Genomic DNA, 17,178 nt, shown 5'->3' with positions numbered 1-17,178 from the left:
TGTAACTGCTGCGGCTCGAGGAGTTATCGTGTCTGCTGCCCCGGAAATCGCCGATACCTATCGGGCGGTACCGCTCCTGCAGGACAAAGTCATCGTCATTTCGGGCATCGGTCCCGGACTCGGTCATTCGCTGACCATCGAGGCGGCCCGGATGGGCGCGAATCTGGTGCTGGTCAGCCGCACCGAGAAGCGCCTGGAGAAGCTCGCCGAAGAAGTGCGCGCCCTGGGCGGCACCGCCCTGGTCGCACCGACCGATATCACCGATGAGGACCAGCGCCGCTCGCTGGTGGAGCGCGCGCTCGCCAAATTCGGCCGGGTCGACTGCCTGATCAACAACGCGTTCGCCATCCCGCCGATGAACCCGATCACCGAGATCGAACTGGAGGCGTTGCGGGTCGCCAACGAGACCAATGTCTTCGCCCCGCTGCGACTTTCGACGTTGTTCGCCGACGCGCTCTCGGCCTCCCGTGGCTCGGTCATCATGCTGAACTCATGCGTGGCCTACAGCTCGCAGCCCGAGTTCTCCGGCTACAAACTCTCCAAAGGCGCACTGGCACACCTGGCTTCGTCACTGGCCACCGAACTCGGCCCGCGCGGCATCCGCGTGAACAGCGTCGCCCCGTCCTACGTCTACGAGGACATCAACAAGGCCTACTTCGACTGGCTGGCGAGCCAGGCGAACACCACGCACGAGGAGATCTACCGGCAGAAGGCCGAGCCCACCGATCTCAAACGGCTCGCCGGACCCGAAGAAGTCGCACGCGCCGCACTCTTCCTGGCCAGCGACCTCGCCAGCGCGGTCACCGGCCAGATGCTGACCGTCGACTGCGGCGAATTCCACCGATGAGCACAGGAGAAACCCGTGACCAAGCGAATCGTGCTGTGGGGCACCGGAGTCGTCGGCTCCATGGTGCTCACCGAGATCCTGCGCCATCCCCTGTTCGAACTGGTCGGCGTCGGCGTGAGCAACCCCGACAAGGTCGGCAAGGATGCCGGAGACCTCTGTGGCCAGCCGAAAACCGGTGTCCTGGCCACGAATTCGGTCGACGAGCTGATCGCGCTGCGCCCCGACGCACTGGTGCACTACGGCCCCACCGCCCAGTTCGCCGATGAGAACATCCGGGTCATCACCGCGTTCCTGCGCGCGGGCATCGACGTCTGCTCCACCGCCATGACCCCGTGGGTGTACCCGAATATCAAACAGCTGCCCGATGTCTGGCGCGATCCCATCACCGAAGCCTGCGCGGCGGGCGGGGCGTCCTGCTTCACCACCGGCATCGATCCCGGCTTCGCCAACGACCTGTTCCCGCTCACCCTCATGGGCCTGTGCGGTGAGGTGGAGTCCGTGCGCGCCTCGGAACTGCTGGATTACACCGACTACGAGGGCGACTACGAATTCGAGATGGGTATCGGCCATCCGCCGGAATTCACCGCGCTGCTGGAACATCCGGACCTGCTGATCATGGCGTGGGGCCCCACCGTGCCCATGATCGCCACCGCCGCCGGAATCGAACTCGACGACATCACCACCACGTGGGAGAAGTGGGTGACCCCGGAGGATCGCCCCTGCGCCAAGGGCACCATCAAGGCGGGCACCGTCGCGGCGATCCGATTCACCATCAACGGCATCTACAAGGGCCGCGAGGTGATCACCCTGGAGCATGTCAACCGCATCGGCCTGGACGCCGCCCCCGACTGGCCCGCGGGCACCCGCGATGACGTCTACCGCGTGGATATCCTCGGCTCCCCGTCGATCTCGCAGGAAACCTCGTTCCGGTTCACCGACGGCTCCGGCCGCGCCCCGGCGGTCGCCGGATGCTTGTCCACCGGTATGCGCGCACTGAACGCGGTACCGGCGGTCAACGCGCTACCGCCCGGTTGGGTGACCGCCCTGGACCTGCCGCTCATCCCCGGCGCGGGCACCATTCGCTGATACCCAGCCGTCCCGGAGCAGTCGCTTGTAGACCTTGCCGCTGTCGTCCCGGGGCAGCGAATCGACGATCTCGATGTGGGCGGGCAGCTTGTAGGCGGCGAGCTGCCCGGACAGGGATTCGCGCACAAGGGCTTCGGTGAGCGTCACACCGGGGCGCGGCAGGATGTGCGCGGCCACCTGCTCACCCAGATCGCCGGAATCGGGCACCCCGAAGACCGCCACATCCTCGACGCCGTCCAGCGCGGCGAGGGCGCTCTCGATCTCGGCGGGGTAGATGTTCACCCCGCCGCGGATCACCACCTCGGCATCGCGCCCGGTCAGGTACAGATAGCCGTCCTCGTCGAGGTAGCCGAGATCGCCGACCCACAGCATGTCCGGCACCGGGGATTGCGGTGCGCCCTGATTGAGGTACTCGAAGCGGGGCCAATAGTCCGCGCCGCGCACCCACACCCGGCCGATCTCCTTGGCGGGCAGCGGATTTCCCCGCTCATCACCGATCAGGACGGCGGACCCGTCCACGGCCCGGCCGACACTGCCGGGATGCGCCATCCATTCGGTCGCATCGATCCAGGTGATCGTGCCCGCCTCACTGCACCCGTAGAACTCCCACAGCGCATCCCCGAACAGTTCGATGGCCGCGCGCTTGAGTGCGGGCGGACACGGTGCGGCGGAATGAATCACATGGGTCAGGCTCGACAGATCGTAGTGTGCGCGCTCCTCGGCGGGCACGCTCAGTATGCGCGACACCATGGTCGGCACGATCTTGACCTGCCGAATGCGATGGTGATCGACCAGCCGCAGGAAGTCGCGTGCGTCCCATCTGGGCATGAGCACGATCTTCGCGCCCATTCGAAGGCCCAGCACGGCAATGGCATTGGGTGAGGTGTGATAGAGCGGACCGGCGACCAGCATCGGGACACCCGGGGCCAGGCCCATGCGCTGTGCGGTCGCGCCCGCGATACTCAGCAGCTGATGCGGCGTCATCGACTCCCGTGCAACACCTTTGGGCCTACCGGTGGTGCCGGAGGTGTAGATGACGCCCATCGAATCCGAGATCGCGCCCTCGATATGGCCTACCGGCTCGGGCTGCCCGGCGATCCAATCCTCCAGCAGCTCATGGCGTCCGGTCGGCCGCGCGAGCCCCGCATCCCAGCCACCGGCGGCCAGCAGTTCGGCGGGCATCGCGATTTCCACGATGCGCGCCGCGGTGCCCGCCAGTTCGCGCGCCGCCTCCACCACCGGAATGAATTCGGTATGGGCGAAGATCAACCGGACCTCGGCGTCGGCGAGCACATGGGCGACCTCACCCGCGGTCCACCGGGTATTGATCGGCAGCGGATTCCCGCCGGTCGCCGCGATACCGACCGAGACCTCGAGGAACTCGATGTCATTACGTGCCATCACCACACATTTGTCACCGCGCCCGATCCCGACGGCCACCAGCGCCGCTCCGAGCCGTCCGGCTCGGGCCAGGGCATCGGGCTGGGTGCGCACCCGATCTCCGCAGATGATGGTGGCGATTTCCGGCGAAGCAGCGGTCATGCCGCGTAAGTCTGCCACCGCCAAGATCTTTCGCGTATCGCGTTTCGAGCACCTGCGCCGATGCCGGGCACCGATCCCGCGCAGTGGACAACGGCCCGGAAGCCGAGGGGGCTTCCGGGCCGTCTCTTGCTCCGGACACCAGCACCTTGGAGCCGACGCCCCGATGGGCACCGCCGGATAGGCGTTCACATCGCCGGAGCCGTCTGCGTGGGCCACGGCGACACGAAGTGCCTTCCCTGCACAGTGCGCGCTTCGGTGCGCCGCGCCATGCCCGGAGCAAACCGGAAGTACGAATCACCGCCGGTCACAATGAGTCTCACCGACATAACCGCGCCCGTCGAACCGGGGAAAGCCGCTGGCACTGCGGGTCTGCGAGTTGGCACACCCGGTCGGTCTTCGGCGCGCCGCCGCGACTCGCCGAAACACCTGGTCTACGGTGCTGTCGCCCCACCCGCGTCACCCGGACCTGCGCTGATACCGGAACACCGTTTATCCGCCGGTCCAGCGGATATTGCCCCGGTAGCAATGTCGCTGAATTCCTCAGCATGAACGCCACCGAACATCCGACGATGGAGGACCCATGCGATTCCGACCGATGCGCGCCGCGACCGCGACCGCGCCCCTGGCGGCGCTGCTGCTGACCGGCCTGCTGATCACCGGCTGTGACCAGGCGAAAGAAGCGGTGAACAAGGGCGGCGACACCCCGTGCAGTGAATTCGTCGCCCAGGATTCGGATAAGCAACACGTCACGGTGCGCAAGTACCTGGAGAAGGACACCGAGATCAGCGCCACGCCCAGCCCGGACTCGATCGACGGGGCGATCACCGCCATCGGGCTCATGTGCAAGGCGCAGGCCAATCCGGATACCCCGATCAAGAACGCCGATCTGACCGGGATTCTGCTGCCCAAGAAGTAGTCGGCTAGAGCCGCGGGCCGGGCAACCGGTTCGCGGCGTCCAGCGGCGGAGCCAGCGGGCGCAACGGGTGCGAGGCGGGGCCGTCGAGCAGGGTCCCGTCCGGTGCGAAGCGCGAGCCGTGCAGCGGGCAATCCCAGGACAGCGCGGCATCGTTCCAGCACAGGATGCCACCCAGGTGCGGGCACACCGCAGAGATCTCGGTCGTGACGCCGTCCACCGTGGAGACGGCGGTGGGGATGACGCCGTGGCGTTCCACCCGGCCCTGTCCCTCGGCGGGAATACCGTCCCGGCCCGAGCCGAGCGCATGCCGCCAGCCCGTCAGAAGTTGCTGGGCCACACCGGCATTGGCGGCAACGGCGGTCGGGAGTGAGCGCAATTCCGAGGGCCGCCAGCTCGCGAGCGTGCCCGCCCAGGCCGGTGGCTTACCGGTAATGCGTCCCGTCAACGCGAGCGCGGCCGCGACGCCATTCGTCAAGCCCCACTTGGCATATCCGGTGGCGACCAGGATCCGATTCCGGCCCGGTAGCAGCGGGCCGACATAGGGGAGTTCGTCGATCGGAAGATAGTCCTGTGCGGACCAGCTGTGCAGCGGCTCGGCATCGGGGAACCAGCGCCGAGTCCATTCGATCAACTCCTCCGCGTGATGCCGCGGCGAGCGGACGCGGCCCACCGTATGGCCGTGACCGCCGACGAGCAGCACATCGCCTTCCGGCGTCGGCGCATAGCGCAACGACCGGGTGGGACTGCCCGCGCTGAGGAACATATGCCGTGGAATCGGCTCGGCCACGCGGAACGCGGTGAGATACGAGCGCTGCGCGATCAGCCGGGCGAAATAGCCGCCGCGATCGAGAATCGGTGTGCCGGTGGCGATCACCACCGTCCGGGCGGTGAGCTCGCCGTGCTCGGTCTCCACGATCAGATCATCGCCGCTGCCCTCGCGCACATCGTGCACCAGGGTCGATTCGAAGATCGACGTGGTGTGCGCCTCGATCTCGAGGGCCAGCGCCTCCAACAGGGCGGCCGGATCCAATTGGGCCTGATCCGCCAGCGCTATCGCGTCCTGGGCCGGAAACGGCATATCCAGCGCGAGATCGGTCACGGGCAGGCCCGCCATCCGCAGGGCGTCGAATTCCCTTCGCACCGCCTTCTTTTCGGCGAAGGTCTGCGCGTAGGTCACCGCCGATTCCCGTTGCACCGGCAGGGAATGCTCCTCGCAGAATCGGATCAGCCATTGCTGCGCTTCACGATTGGCCTCGAGATAGTCGAGCAGTGCGCGATCGCCGTGGCGGCGGCGAATGCGCTGGGCGCGGGTGCCCTGCAACAGACTGAGCTTTCCGGTCGACGCACCACTGGTGGAATCGCCGATCCGGCGGGCCTCGACCACCGCCACGTCCGCACCGCTTTCCGCGAGCAGCAGCGCGGTCGCCAAACCCGTGATGCCCGCGCCGATCACGACGGTATCGAAACGCGATCCGGGCGTCAGCCGCAACCGCGCCGGCGCATCAGCGTTTTTCAACCACAGTGAAGTCATGGTCGGGTTATAGCCGTCCGCTCCGCGCTCAAACAGCGGGAAAAACCGCCGCGATACGGGGGATTGAGGTCGCGGCGAGCGGGTATTGCGGCAACTAGCGCAGCACGTAGGAATTGACCGATTCGAAAGATGAACCGGCACTACATGATTCACCCTGGAGTTGGACAATGAGAAGCTATCCGAACGATCGCCCGATGGTCCGCGGCCGCAGCGGCCTGGCCGGTATCGGCACCTTCCTGGTGCTGGTGTGGCTGGTCATCGGCGCCGTCGCCGCCGGACAGCGGCACTACTTCGACGACGCGCCGACCAACTGCGCAGGCACCTCGACGATCGCGGTGACGATCCTGGCCGGGCCGCTCAATTACATGGGCGTGAACCCCAAGATCGACGACTGCAATGTCAACGTGCCGCAGCCCAGCCAGTAGTCAGTACTGACGCCGGTCGCCGTGCGCCTCGCACAACCACCCGGCGGGGCCGCGCGGATTCGCACACCAGGCATCGAAATCGATTGGCACTATGCACTTTCCATTCGATGCCTGGTGTAGCGCGTCTCGCAGGGCATGCATGGCCGCGAGATACAACTCGGTCATTCCGGCATCGGCCCCGGAACCCCGGGCCTTGATCAGGAGTTCGAGTCGTAACTCGGCAGGGGGATGAGTTCTGAAGCAGTGCCGATGTTCCCGGATCGCCGCGGGCGCGATCGGCAGTGGCACGTTCGACGGTATCGCGGTCGATCGCTCCAGAATGCCCAGGTAGGCCGTCGCGACCGCGCAGGCGGTGAACGCCACCGGGCGTGCGACTTGCGAGACCCCGGCGGTGACGAGATTCCGGGCGAACCGATCCGCGCTCAATTCCTCGGCCCAGTCCTCGCGCACCTGCGCGGGGAGGTCCGGGAAATCGCGATCGATCAGGGCGATGATGCCCGGTGTCGCCGTCAGGCGTTCCAGGCGGAACAGCGCGTGCGCCAACTCGTGTCCGATCAGAAAGCGCTCGCCGAACCACAGCAGCTTGCCGAAAGCCGCTGCGCCGCTGTACCAGCCGTCACCCGCCGGTGGCAGATCCGAATGCTCGAATCCTCGTGCTGGTTGCCGGAACGCCCAGATCAGCCGGGCCGCCGCGCGCACCGTGCCCGATTCGGGGGGATCCACGAAAACCCGTCCCGGTGCTTGACCGATCAGGGTCATCGCGTGCCGGACCATATCGGCGAACATGAGCAGCATCGCGCCGTCGAGCAAGACGACCACCCCCTCACCCCGATACGGGGTACTCGTGCCATGCGCCCGGCCACTGCGACCGGTCTCGACCACCACGCAATCCCGCAGCGTTCGCGCCAACTCCGGTCGCCGCCGCGCGATTTCGGTCAGAAATGTGGAAACGAGCAGTTCCAGGGCCTCCGGCACACCGAATTGCGCGTGATTCGCCAGCTGACCCACTCCCGGCGGAACACCGAGCAGTGCGCATTCTCGCGCCAATTCCCGCTCGGACAGCGGCGTGGCGGGCGGCCAGGCCCAGCCGCGATCGGAGATCAGCCGGGCCGCCCGCGCACGCAGGAGTTCGGGCTGACAGCCGGGCGAATCGGCTTCCGATCCGGCCTCGATCACGGAATAATTCTCTATCATCGCCGACCGGCCGGAGCCCGTTATGACAGCGGAACAAGTATTCAATGTCGAAGTGCGCGCGGGTGACCGCGACATAGCTGAAGAACTCGGCCAATGGCTGGAGAAGTCCGGGATCGAGGAGGTCAGCGTCACCCGCGAGCGCGGCATGATCGATCTGCAGGCGCTGGAATATCTCATCTCCGCCACCCTGGTCGAGCTGTCCGTGCTGGCCCGGCTCGGCTTCTGGATTCGCGAAAAGACGCACTGCCGAACCGTTTACGATGTGCGCGCCAAAACCGTGCTGACAGAGATGGATTGCCGGATTCGGGACGGCAAGATCGTGGTGATCACCAAAAAGGGCGCGACCGTCTACGAACCGGGAACGCCGGTCGATCTGAACAAGATCCTCGGTGACGCACTCGGATCCGCCTGAGCGTTACCAGGAAATTCACAGGTATCGATAGCTCGGCAATAGCCATTTCACGGTGCGGTTCCGCGTTTGACCTGCGCGCACGCGGTTTCGTATCGTTGAGGAACGATGCCTCGAGGAATCCGGTGCAACTCCGGAACGGTCGCGCCACTGTGAACTCCCGCCATCCGGCGGGGGGCGAGTCAGACCCTCGCATCGCGTTCAATTCACCGACGGGGACGCGCACAATCCCCACGAACTCGAGGAGTCATCGTGGCAACCTCATACGTCCCGCGTTCCGGTCTCGGAACCGGATCCCTGGCCCTGCCCACCACCGCGCTATGGCTGACCGGCACCGCCATCCTGGCACTGCTCGCGATCTACTTCATCGGGATCGACCAGGGCGCGGTATCGATCTTCGGCAGCGATATGCACGTGCACGAGTTCGTCCACGACGGCCGGCATTTCCTCGGATTCCCCTGCCACTAGCAACGGGAATCGAGCACACACAATGGAAAAGCGAATCATCGGCCGAGGCGTCCTGCTGGGCGGACTCGGCGGACTGCTGGCGTTCGCGTTCGCGCGCATTCTGGCCGAACCCATCATCGGCCGCGCCATCGATTACGAAACCGGGCGCGATGACGCCCAAATGGCCCTGGACAAGGCCGCCGGACATCCCATGGGCGATATGGCCGATACCGAATTGTTCACTCGCACCGAACAGGCCAATGTCGGAATCGGTTTCGGCATGGTCGTCTTCGGCCTGGCACTGGGCGCGCTGTTCGCGGTGGTCTACTACCTGGCGCTGCGCCGGGCCGGGAACATCACCCCGCGCAATCTCGCACTGCTCGTCGCGGGCGGAATGTTCCTGACGCTGTACGCGGTTCCGTTCCTGAAGTATCCGGCCAATCCGCCCTCGATCGGGCATCCGGACACCATCAAGGAACGCACGGCGCTCTACCTGGCGATGATCGTGATCACCGGGGTGGCGCTGATCGCGGCGATCTGGCTCGGCCGCAAACTCGCTGCGCGACTGGGCAATTGGACCGCGACGATCGCCGCCGCAGCCTCCTTCGTGGTGGTCATGGCGGTGGTCATGCTCATACTGCCGCCGCTTGGACATCTGTCGGCGAACAGTTCCTTCGGCGACTTCGACACCGAGACGCCACAGCCCCTCACCGATCCGTCCGGCAAGATCGTCTATCCGGGGTTCCCGGCCGACGACCTGTATCACTTCCGGCTGTATTCCTTTGCCGCACAACTCATCATGTGGGCGGTCATCGGCATCGGCTTCGCGTGGCTGGCCCCGCGCCTGCTCGGTGAACGGGCCACCGAACCCAGCACCCCCGCGACGGCATGAGCGCGGTCACCCGGCTCACGCTGATCACACACGCGATCACCGATGCCACGCAGAACGCCGCTTTCCCCCTCGACGAACCGCTCAACGCACTCGGTGAACGCATGATCGGAAAGGTCGGCGCCGTCCCCGGCGCCGACCGCACCGTGACCTACCACGCCCCCGAAACCCGAACCCGGGACACCGCATCGGGCCTCGGCCTCATCGGCACCCCCGACCCGGCCCTGCGCGATCTCGACCACGGCGACTGGTCCGGCCGCACCATGGACACCCTCCCGCCCGAGCAGCTGATGCCCTGGCTCACCGACCCCGAATTCCGTGCGCACGGCGGCGAATCGATCACCGATCTCATCGACCGCACCCGGGCCTGGCTGAACACCCTCGCCGGTCGCGGCGAGCACATCACGGCCATCACCCATCCCGCACTGGTGCGCGCCGCGGTCCTGTGCGCTCTGCAAGCACCCGCACAATCCTTCTGGCGCATAGACATTGCACCCCTCACCGCCACCACCCTGCATCACCGCGCCCCGGCGTGGACCCTGCGCACCACCGCCCTCCCGCTGACATGAGTCAGCGCAGGCAGAGGGAATCCAGGATCTCCGCGGCGTAGTCGATGAAGAGCAGGTGACCCGCGCCCGGGATCAGGTGCAGGTCGGTGTGGGGGAGCAGGGTGGCGAGGCGACGGCTCTCCGAACAGGGGAGGTTCAGGTCGGCGTCGCCGTGCCAGATCTGTACGGGGGCGGTGATATCGGTGAGATCGAAACCCCAGGGTTTGCCGAACAGCGAGCGCAGGTCCGTGGCGAAACCGCGTGGGCCCTGGCGGAACGCCTCGGCGAGGTTGGCGGCCATCTTGGCCGCGAGTTCGGGATCGGCGGCCACGCGGGCCTGATCCACCTGGGCCATTTGCGAGATCAGGGTGTCTATGCCGCCGCGCTTGCGGACGGCCTTCTCCAATTGGGCGGCGGCGGGGCCGGTGAGGAAGGGAAAGCGTTGCAGCATGGCAAGACTCCGACGGCGCTTACGAGCCGCGGCGTCCAGATCGCCGTCCGGGTGTTTGTCGAAGGGGGCGGGAGCGGAGACCACCGCGATACCGGCGACGCGTTCGGGCAGGCGGTAGGCGCAGGCGAGGGCGTAGGGGCCGCCGCCCGATACGCCGATGACCGCGAACTGATCCCAGTCGAGGTGATCGGCGAGTTGGACGGCGGTATCGGGCCAGTCCACCACCGGCTGGGCGGCGGCCGGGCTGGAATCGCCCATACCGGGTCTGTCCACCGCCACCACGCGGATACCGGCGGCGGCCGCCGCCTGATCGAAAGCCTCCGCCTCCACATGTGATCCGGGGACGCCGGGGCAGTACAGCAGCGGAACGCCCGATGGATCGCCGTATTCGGCGAAGCCCACCGTGCCATCGCCAAGAGTGATCGACCGGGACACGCTCGATGACATCACCAGGGCAGGGTAAGGGCAAAGCCTCGTATGGACCGCGCGACGCACGCACCGACATTCCGTCCGCACCGAACACGCCGGAATTGTCTGATACTTCGCTGATTCGAGTCCCGGTCAGCGCGAACGCAGCCGGGAGTTCCGGCGGTCCGGGCGAAGCGCCATCTCGTGGAATCCGGCCGGGGTCTCGATATGGCTGGGACCGCGTAACCGGTTGTGCCGCATACGCTGCGTGCGCTCCTGGAGCGAAATCGGATGCGCGAAATGGATTTCCGCCTGCCGATCGGCGGTCACCACCGTCGCCTCCTGTTCGGGGCCGCGCCATTCGGTGATCCACAGATTGCCGAACACCATGACCTCCGGCCGGGTCTGATCATCCAGGGTGACCTGGACATCCGCCCCGGTGTACTCGCCCCAGACCGCCCACCACATCGCTTCCGGCTCCTCGGGGATGGGACCCGCCGCGCCGACCGCCATATCGTTGTGCCCCAGCCACGTTCGCCACGGCGGAGCCGCCTCACCCTCGGAATCGTTGTGGGACGGGCGAATTCGGAAATGCTCATCGGCCGGCCGCCACTGCACGCACAGCCCCGACACCGGTAACACCATCTCGTCGAACTCCATTGCTTTCCTTCCGCCGGTCGGGATCGGTGCGCTCGTCACCGGCCGATCTATCGCTTCAAGGTCATATCCATGGGTTACCCCACCTCGGGCGTTATCAAACCGTGATACCTCGCCGTCCTCCCGTTTGATCCGGCCCCGGCTGGTCATCCTGCTGAAAAGGGCACCCGGACATCCCGGTTGAACATGAGGATGCGATATGACAAGTGAAGGAGCGGTGGAGTTCCCGCCGCTGGACGACGCACCGGACATCTCCCGCGAGACCCCGGTGGCAGCGGAAAGGCTGGGGGACAACGGCAATCGGATCGGCTACGCACTACTGGGCGTGGGTGTGCTCACCGCCTGCGCGACACTGCTGGCCGGATTGGCCGGTGCGAACGCCATCGGATTGGCCGCCGCCGTGATCACGGTGATCTGCCTGCTCATCGGCACGGCACTCACCACCGCGGCGCGTCGCAGAAATGCGGCCGTGAGCGCCGAAGGTGAGGAAAACAGCAGGTGGCAGGTCATTCCCCGCGAGGAGTGAGCCTGGTCGACACTGGGCCTGAAGTTGGACGACTGATCCTCGGACGCGGAGAAATAGCGACCCTGCGACCGCACTCACGTACCGATCGACGAGCGATATGCCGTAGATGCGGATTGTTGTCCCAATGCGGGCCTGCGTGTCCGGATTGTCTACTAGCCTGGGTCGATGAGCACCCAGGCGCTCCCGTCCGAACTGGTCGAAGCCATCGGCCGATACCGGCTCGCCTTCCTGATCACCATCGGGCCGCACGACGGCCCGCACACCACTCCGCAGCAGACGATTCTCGACGCGAATCGCGTGCACCTGCCCGGTATCGGGCCGACGACGCGGCGCAATATCGCTGCGAGCCCGGCGATTACGATCCTCTGGCCGCCCGCCACCCCGGATGGTCATGCGCTCATCCTCGATGGCATCGCGACCGTGTCCGGTGCGGATCTCGACATCCGGGCGACCCGGGCCGTACTGCACCACACCGTCGCACCGGAATCCGGCGCGGCACGCTGCTCGGGCTGCCGCCGCTTCATACTCGACAGCCCGGACGATATCGCCGCGCCCGGAATACAACCCGTGATCATGGCTTGATCGGCTCACCCGCCGGTATCGGCCGCCAATTCGATATCGAGCCGCTGGTACATCGGAACGAAGGTATTGATCCGGTACCGCCGCCTGATGATCGACCAGGGGCGACCGGCGGCCAGCAGCGTCTCCAGGAAACGCGTCAGTTCGACCTGGCTCAGGGCCGCGCCCGGGCACAGGTGTTTACCGCCGCCGAACCACAGCTGACGAATCTCGTTGATATGACCCAGGTTCGGATCGAAACGGCCGGGCGCGTTGGCGATGGTCCAGGTCATGATCTTGACCCGATCGCCCGGGCGCAGCACCCGGCCCGCCAGTTCCACCTCGCCCACCACGCCGCGGCCGACGACCGGCATGGAACTGGTGACCCGCAGACCCTCGCGAATCGCTGCCGGTAGCGCGGTGGGATCGGCGCACAGCCGTTCGTGCTCACCGGTGTCGTGCAGCAGGGCCACCAGGCGGCCCATCGTGCTCGCCAGCGTGGCGGTGCCCGCGACGATGAGAAGTACCGCGGTGCCACGGGTTTCGCCGGCGTCGAAGCCGAGTGCGCGGCATCTGCCGATCACCGTATCCGGCGGGGCCGTGTCGTAGACATCGGCGACGGCCGCGCCGATTCGGGCGGCGATGGCCCTTCCCTTGCGGGCATTGCGGGCGGGTACGACGGTGGTCGCCCAATTGCCCTTACCGAGATCGGCGAGTTCGGTGACCGCCCGGAACAGCTCCTCGTACGCCGCGTCATCGGGTAGCGCGGGCAAGCCCACCAGATCGGTCATGATCCGTCCGGTGAACACCCGGGAGAAGGCCGCGATATCGACGGTGCGCCCGGCGGCGAGATCGGTCCGCAGCCGCGTCAGCATCGGGCCGACCGCGCGTTCCACCATCGCCTCGGATCGCGCGCGGGTGAACAGATCGTTGACCCGCGCGCGGAACGCGGTGTGATCGACCCCCTCGAAGTGTTCGAGCACGAAATCGCCGAGCATCTGCGACCACCAGTGCCCGGACGCGCCATCGTGCACGATGCTGAAATTGTCACTGTCGGAGTGGATCTCACGTGCCAGCCGGGGTTCGGTAACCACCCAGCCGAGACCGGGCACCTTGCGCAGCGGGCGGGCCAGCGGCGCGGCGGTGAGCAGTACGGCCAGGCCCGGCTGTGCGCAGGCGTGCAGCGCGAGTTCATGCCATTCGGCGGCGCGGCGAGCGGTGACGGGTGTGCCGGTGATGGTCATGCCGTGGCTCCGGTGCCGGTCCACGCGGTCGCGGCGGCCGATTCGATTCCGGCCGTGGTGAATTGATCCAGTACCAGATGCGTGCACAGCACCGCCATGCTGGCCCATTCGGCGGCCGCGCCCTCCCAGGTGCCGGACCTGTCCACCGCGGTGCGCCAGATCCGTTCGGTGGCAACGGGATCGAACAGTCCGTAGCGCTGAACCGCCGACTGCGACAGATGATCCCCGGCCAGCTCCGCTCCGGGGCCGCTCAGATACCAGGCGCTGATCGGCGTCATGAACGGTTTCTTGCGGCGGCGCACGATCGGCTTCGGCAGCACATCGGCGACCGCGCGTTTGAGCACGTATTTCTCGGTGCCCAAGTGCACCAGCATATTCGGATGGATCTCGGCGCAGATATCGATGACATCGCGATCCAGGAACGGCACCCGCACCTCGATGCCATTGGCCATACCGAGCCGATCCGAGATGGGCAGCACCCAGTGCGGCAGACGGGTGTGGAATTCGAAATGCAGCTGCCGATGCAGGGTGGTGTGCGCGGGCGGGGCCGGTAGCGCCGAGGGTTCGGGAAGTCGTCCGGTGCTGGCCGGTGCGATGGCGTCACCCAGGGCACTCCACAGATAGATCCACGGCGGCACCTGTCCGAAGCGGTCGGTGTACTCGCCGAATCGCGTTGCCACGCTCGTGATATGGCGGTCGATACCGCTCGGCGCGCCGATCCACTTGGTGGCCTGCTGCCACAGCATCGGCTGCAACGCACCCAGTTTCAGCGATTCGAGCTTCGCGCTGACCTTCATGAGCCGGTAGAAGTCGTATCCGGCCAGGAGTTCATCGGAGCCGTCACCGCTCATGGCGACCGTCCAGCCGTGCTCGCGCGCCATCCCTGTCAGCTCCAGGAACGGCGTCGCCACCCCGCCGTACCAGAACGGGGATTCGAAGTGCCACATACTCTTCGGCAGCAGCTCGCACGCGCGGGCCCCGGTCATCGCGGCTTCGTCATTGCGCACGCCCAGCGATTCCGCGACCAGGCGGGACATCGAGGTCTCATCGTGTATCTCGCCCGGGAGCGCGAGACTCAGGGTCGGGAGCGGGGAATCGCAGCGGCGGGCCGCCACCGCGGCGATCGCGGACGAATCCAGACCACCGCTCAGGGCGACGCCACCGCGCACCTCCTCGGGAATTCGTTTGGCCACGGCGGCGGTGAAGCGCTCATTGAACGCCTCGATGGCGGCACGACCCGTGAGCAGTGGCTTATCGGGATCCGGGCGCTCGAATACCGTGAAATAACGCCGTGATCGGACTCCGGTGGCATCGATGGTGGTGATCGTGCCCGGCTGGAGATCGTTCACCTCCCGCCAGAAGGTGTGCGGCGCGATGGTGTGCCCGTAGAACAGGCAGTCGGCCATGCCCTGCGGATCTACCTCGATCGGGCAGCGTCCGGAAGCGAAGATGCCCTTGATCTCCGAGGCGAAAACGATTGCGCTGCCGCGGCGGTGGTAGAACAGCGGTTTCACCCCGACCCGGTCCCGGGTCAGCAGCAGTCGCTGTTTTCCCGTGTCCCACAGTGCGATTCCGAAATCGCCGTCGAGATGTTCGACGAACCGATCGCCGTATTCCTCGTACAGGTGCGGTATGACCTCGGCATCGCTGCCGCTGTGGAAGCGATGCCCCCGCGCCGCCAGCGACCGCCGCAGCTCGCGATGGTTGTAGATCTCGCCATTGCACACCGCCAGTACGGTGCCGTCCTCGCTGCGCACCGGCTGATCCCCGTGCGCCACATCGACAATCGCGAGCCGCGCGAACCCGAACGCCGCGTTCCGATCCGACCACACCGCGGTCCGATCGGGTCCGCGATGCCGCATGATCGCGTTCATCGCCTCGATGGGCCGGGGATCAACCGCACCGGCGAAGTCGACGATTCCGCTGATTCCACACATTTGCTGTTCCTCCGCGGGGGTAGGCGATCGCCTACCCGATCATAGGTTCGCGGTGCGGAAGAACAACTCGGCGGAGACGAATTGGCTTGTGTGACAAAATATGTGCGGAATGTTCTTCGAATCGAAGAGCGATCGGGCGATGGTGACGCTCAACCTGGAACAGGTTGCAGGATTATCGCCCGAGTAGATGCCGCAGGGTCTTTTCGAGATCCGGTGTGCGGAAACGATGTTCGGCGGCCGTGAGCCGGGCCGGGGTCACCCGCTGGCTGGCATTGGCGAGTTCCTGCGCACCCTGCTTGCCGAGCAGCAGTGCGGGGCCGAATCCCGGCACCGGCAGAATCGCGGGGCGGTGCAGCACATGGGCAAGCGTGGCGGTGTACTCGCGATTGCGCGCCGGATTCGGGGCCACCGCGTTGACGGGTCCCGACAGTGTTTCGTCCCAGAGCGCACGGTGATACACGTCGACGAGATCATCGATGCCGATCCACGAAAGCCACTGTGCGCCATCACCGATTCGCCCACCCAACCCGGTGGTGAACAGCGGGCGCATGAGCCGCAGTGTGCCGCCGCGCGGTGACTGCACGATGCCGGTGCGTACCCGCACGACCCGGGTTCCGGCGGCGGACGCAGGCTCGGTGGCGTCCTCCCACGCCTCGACGACATCGGCGAGGAACCCGTCACCCCGGGCGCTGGCCTCGGTCAGGACCTCATCCCCGCGGTCATAGCCGTAGATGCCGATGGCCGAAGCGCAGACGAAGGTTCCCACCCCAGCCTCACCGACCGCCCGCGCGAGCAGTCGAGTCGGCTCGATCCGGCTGTCCGCGATCGCGCGCCGATGCCGCTCGGTGAACCGCCCCGCGATCGATTCCCCCGCGAGATGAATCACCGCATCGACCCCGTCGAACAGCTGCGCCGCCGGAGCCGCCGGATCCCATTGCCGCTCAGCGGAATTGCGCGGCTCATGCCGCACCAGCCGGATGACCGTATGTCCGCCGGTGCTCAGGAACGCCGACAGCGCCGAACCGACCAGCCCCGACGCCCCGGTGATCGCGATCGTGGATGCCTTCAGCCCCCGGCCCGCCGCCAGCTGATGCGCGGCCAGATCATCGGCGAGCTGCCGATACCGATAATCGAACGTGGCATTCAACGCCGCGGCGGGAACCGGCGTCTCGACCCGATCGATAACGCGCGTATGCCCCGCATCCACGGCCTCGAACTCATGAATATGCCGCCACCGCACCGCGATTCCCGCCGGAATCGACGCCACCCCGTCCACCGCCACCTGATCCGCGAACCGATGCGGCGGATCGTAGGCCGCCGGATCATGCGCCGCCACCCATCGCAGCCCACCCGGCAACCCCAGCACGGCTCGCCCATCAGCCAGCGAATCCGCCTCCGTGATCAGCGTCATCGGCTGCCACGGCGGCGACAACCGACTGAACGCCCCCGGCCGCCCGAACCAATCGAACACCTCGGCCAGCGGTGCTGAGACAACGCTCGAACGTTCGATTCCCATGCCTCGACCGTAGTCCGCCCATCGCCCCGGCACCCGCTGTCGGCGTG

18 protein-coding genes and 1 riboswitch are annotated in these 17,178 nt (G+C 66.7%); of the genes, 10 read left to right on the top strand and 8 right to left on the bottom strand.

The annotated features are described in order from the left end of the window. Positions 1–28 precede the first annotated feature (28 nt). Positions 29–847 carry an SDR family oxidoreductase gene (locus ACFC0O_RS01360; RefSeq protein ID WP_375952711.1) on the top strand — a complete coding sequence of 273 codons (819 nt, stop codon included), beginning with the start codon at positions 29–31 and terminating at the stop codon, positions 845–847. 60 nt (positions 848–907) lie between these two features. Continuing rightward, a complete protein-coding gene (locus tag ACFC0O_RS01355; protein WP_375955875.1) occupies positions 908–1,933 on the top strand; it encodes a dihydrodipicolinate reductase in 1,026 nt (341 codons plus the stop codon). Here ACFC0O_RS01355 and ACFC0O_RS01350 read toward each other — a convergent pair. Further along, positions 1,868–3,475, bottom strand: coding sequence for an AMP-binding protein (locus ACFC0O_RS01350; RefSeq protein WP_375952708.1), 1,608 nt, complete (start codon positions 3,473–3,475; stop codon positions 1,868–1,870). The genes ACFC0O_RS01355 and ACFC0O_RS01350 overlap by 66 nt on opposite strands. A 580-nt stretch (positions 3,476–4,055) precedes the next feature. On the opposite strand from ACFC0O_RS01350, the gene ACFC0O_RS01345 reads away from it, so the two are divergent. After that, on the top strand, positions 4,056–4,391 hold the full coding sequence (locus tag ACFC0O_RS01345) for a hypothetical protein (protein WP_375952706.1): 336 nt from the start codon (positions 4,056–4,058) through the stop codon (positions 4,389–4,391). Positions 4,392–4,395: 4 nt separating this feature from the next. Here ACFC0O_RS01345 and ACFC0O_RS01340 read toward each other — a convergent pair whose 3' ends face one another. Further along, positions 4,396–5,922 carry an FAD-dependent oxidoreductase gene (locus tag ACFC0O_RS01340; protein WP_375952703.1) on the bottom strand — a complete coding sequence of 509 codons (1,527 nt, stop codon included), beginning with the start codon at positions 5,920–5,922 and terminating at the stop codon, positions 4,396–4,398. 194 nt (positions 5,923–6,116) lie between these two features. Here ACFC0O_RS01340 and ACFC0O_RS01335 point away from each other — a divergent pair, with 194 nt between their 5' ends. Further along, entirely contained in the window at positions 6,117–6,347 is a 231-nt protein-coding gene (locus ACFC0O_RS01335) for a hypothetical protein (RefSeq protein ID WP_375955872.1), read from the top strand. Here ACFC0O_RS01335 and ACFC0O_RS01330 read toward each other — a convergent pair whose 3' ends face one another. Beyond that, complete coding sequence (locus ACFC0O_RS01330) at positions 6,348–7,523, bottom strand: hypothetical protein (RefSeq protein WP_375952700.1); 1,176 nt, start codon at positions 7,521–7,523, stop codon at positions 6,348–6,350. Between the two features lie 40 nt (positions 7,524–7,563). On the opposite strand from ACFC0O_RS01330, the gene ACFC0O_RS01325 reads away from it, so the two are divergent. From ACFC0O_RS01325 to ACFC0O_RS01310, 4 genes are all read left to right on the top strand, one after another. After that, positions 7,564–7,953, top strand: coding sequence for a hypothetical protein (locus ACFC0O_RS01325; RefSeq protein WP_364635248.1), 390 nt, complete (start codon positions 7,564–7,566; stop codon positions 7,951–7,953). 65 nt (positions 7,954–8,018) lie between these two features. Next, positions 8,019–8,163: riboswitch (cobalamin riboswitch) on the top strand. 39 nt (positions 8,164–8,202) lie between these two features. Beyond that, positions 8,203–8,418 carry a CbtB domain-containing protein gene (locus ACFC0O_RS01320; protein WP_375952697.1) on the top strand — a complete coding sequence of 72 codons (216 nt, stop codon included), beginning with the start codon at positions 8,203–8,205 and terminating at the stop codon, positions 8,416–8,418. 22 nt (positions 8,419–8,440) lie between these two features. Next, positions 8,441–9,289 carry a CbtA family protein gene (locus ACFC0O_RS01315; RefSeq protein ID WP_375952694.1) on the top strand — a complete coding sequence of 283 codons (849 nt, stop codon included), beginning with the start codon at positions 8,441–8,443 and terminating at the stop codon, positions 9,287–9,289. Further along, on the top strand, positions 9,286–9,855 hold the full coding sequence (locus tag ACFC0O_RS01310) for a histidine phosphatase family protein (protein WP_375952692.1): 570 nt from the start codon (positions 9,286–9,288) through the stop codon (positions 9,853–9,855). Before ACFC0O_RS01315 ends, ACFC0O_RS01310 begins: the two co-directional genes overlap by 4 nt. A gap of 1 nt (position 9,856) precedes the next feature. Here ACFC0O_RS01310 and ACFC0O_RS01305 read toward each other — a convergent pair whose 3' ends face one another. Beyond that, positions 9,857–10,732, bottom strand: a complete 876-nt coding sequence (locus tag ACFC0O_RS01305) for an alpha/beta fold hydrolase (protein WP_375955869.1) — start codon at positions 10,730–10,732, stop codon at positions 9,857–9,859. A gap of 114 nt (positions 10,733–10,846) precedes the next feature. Further along, the gene (locus tag ACFC0O_RS01300; RefSeq protein ID WP_375952689.1) at positions 10,847–11,353 is read right to left on the bottom strand and encodes a hypothetical protein; all 507 of its coding nucleotides are present in this window, start codon (positions 11,351–11,353) and stop codon (positions 10,847–10,849) included. Between the two features lie 196 nt (positions 11,354–11,549). On the opposite strand from ACFC0O_RS01300, the gene ACFC0O_RS01295 reads away from it, so the two are divergent. Both ACFC0O_RS01295 and ACFC0O_RS01290 read left to right on the top strand, forming a co-directional pair. Continuing rightward, positions 11,550–11,876 (top strand): hypothetical protein, encoded by a 327-nt coding sequence (locus ACFC0O_RS01295; RefSeq protein ID WP_375952686.1) that lies wholly within the window; start codon positions 11,550–11,552, stop codon positions 11,874–11,876. A 165-nt stretch (positions 11,877–12,041) separates the two neighbouring features. Continuing rightward, complete coding sequence (locus ACFC0O_RS01290; RefSeq protein ID WP_375952683.1) at positions 12,042–12,458, top strand: pyridoxamine 5'-phosphate oxidase family protein; 417 nt, start codon at positions 12,042–12,044, stop codon at positions 12,456–12,458. Positions 12,459–12,463: 5 nt separating this feature from the next. Here the strand turns inward: ACFC0O_RS01290 and ACFC0O_RS01285 are convergent, their stop codons facing one another. From ACFC0O_RS01285 to ACFC0O_RS01275, 3 genes are all read right to left on the bottom strand, one after another. After that, positions 12,464–13,678, bottom strand: a complete 1,215-nt coding sequence (locus ACFC0O_RS01285) for a cytochrome P450 (RefSeq protein ID WP_375952680.1) — start codon at positions 13,676–13,678, stop codon at positions 12,464–12,466. Continuing rightward, positions 13,675–15,615, bottom strand: coding sequence for an asparagine synthase (glutamine-hydrolyzing) (gene asnB, locus ACFC0O_RS01280; protein WP_375952678.1), 1,941 nt, complete (start codon positions 15,613–15,615; stop codon positions 13,675–13,677). The genes ACFC0O_RS01285 and asnB overlap by 4 nt, the downstream gene beginning before the upstream one ends. Positions 15,616–15,787: 172 nt before the next feature. Next, positions 15,788–17,131, bottom strand: a complete 1,344-nt coding sequence (locus tag ACFC0O_RS01275; protein ID WP_375952675.1) for a TIGR01777 family oxidoreductase — start codon at positions 17,129–17,131, stop codon at positions 15,788–15,790. Between the last annotated feature and the right edge of the window lie 47 nt (positions 17,132–17,178).

It is taken from the genome of Nocardia sp. NPDC056100 (assembly GCF_042266325.1).
Classification (GTDB): Bacteria; Actinomycetota; Actinomycetes; order Mycobacteriales; family Mycobacteriaceae; genus Nocardia.
Note: the sequence above shows the minus strand (reverse complement) of the source record. Positions and strands in the feature narration are given on the sequence as shown.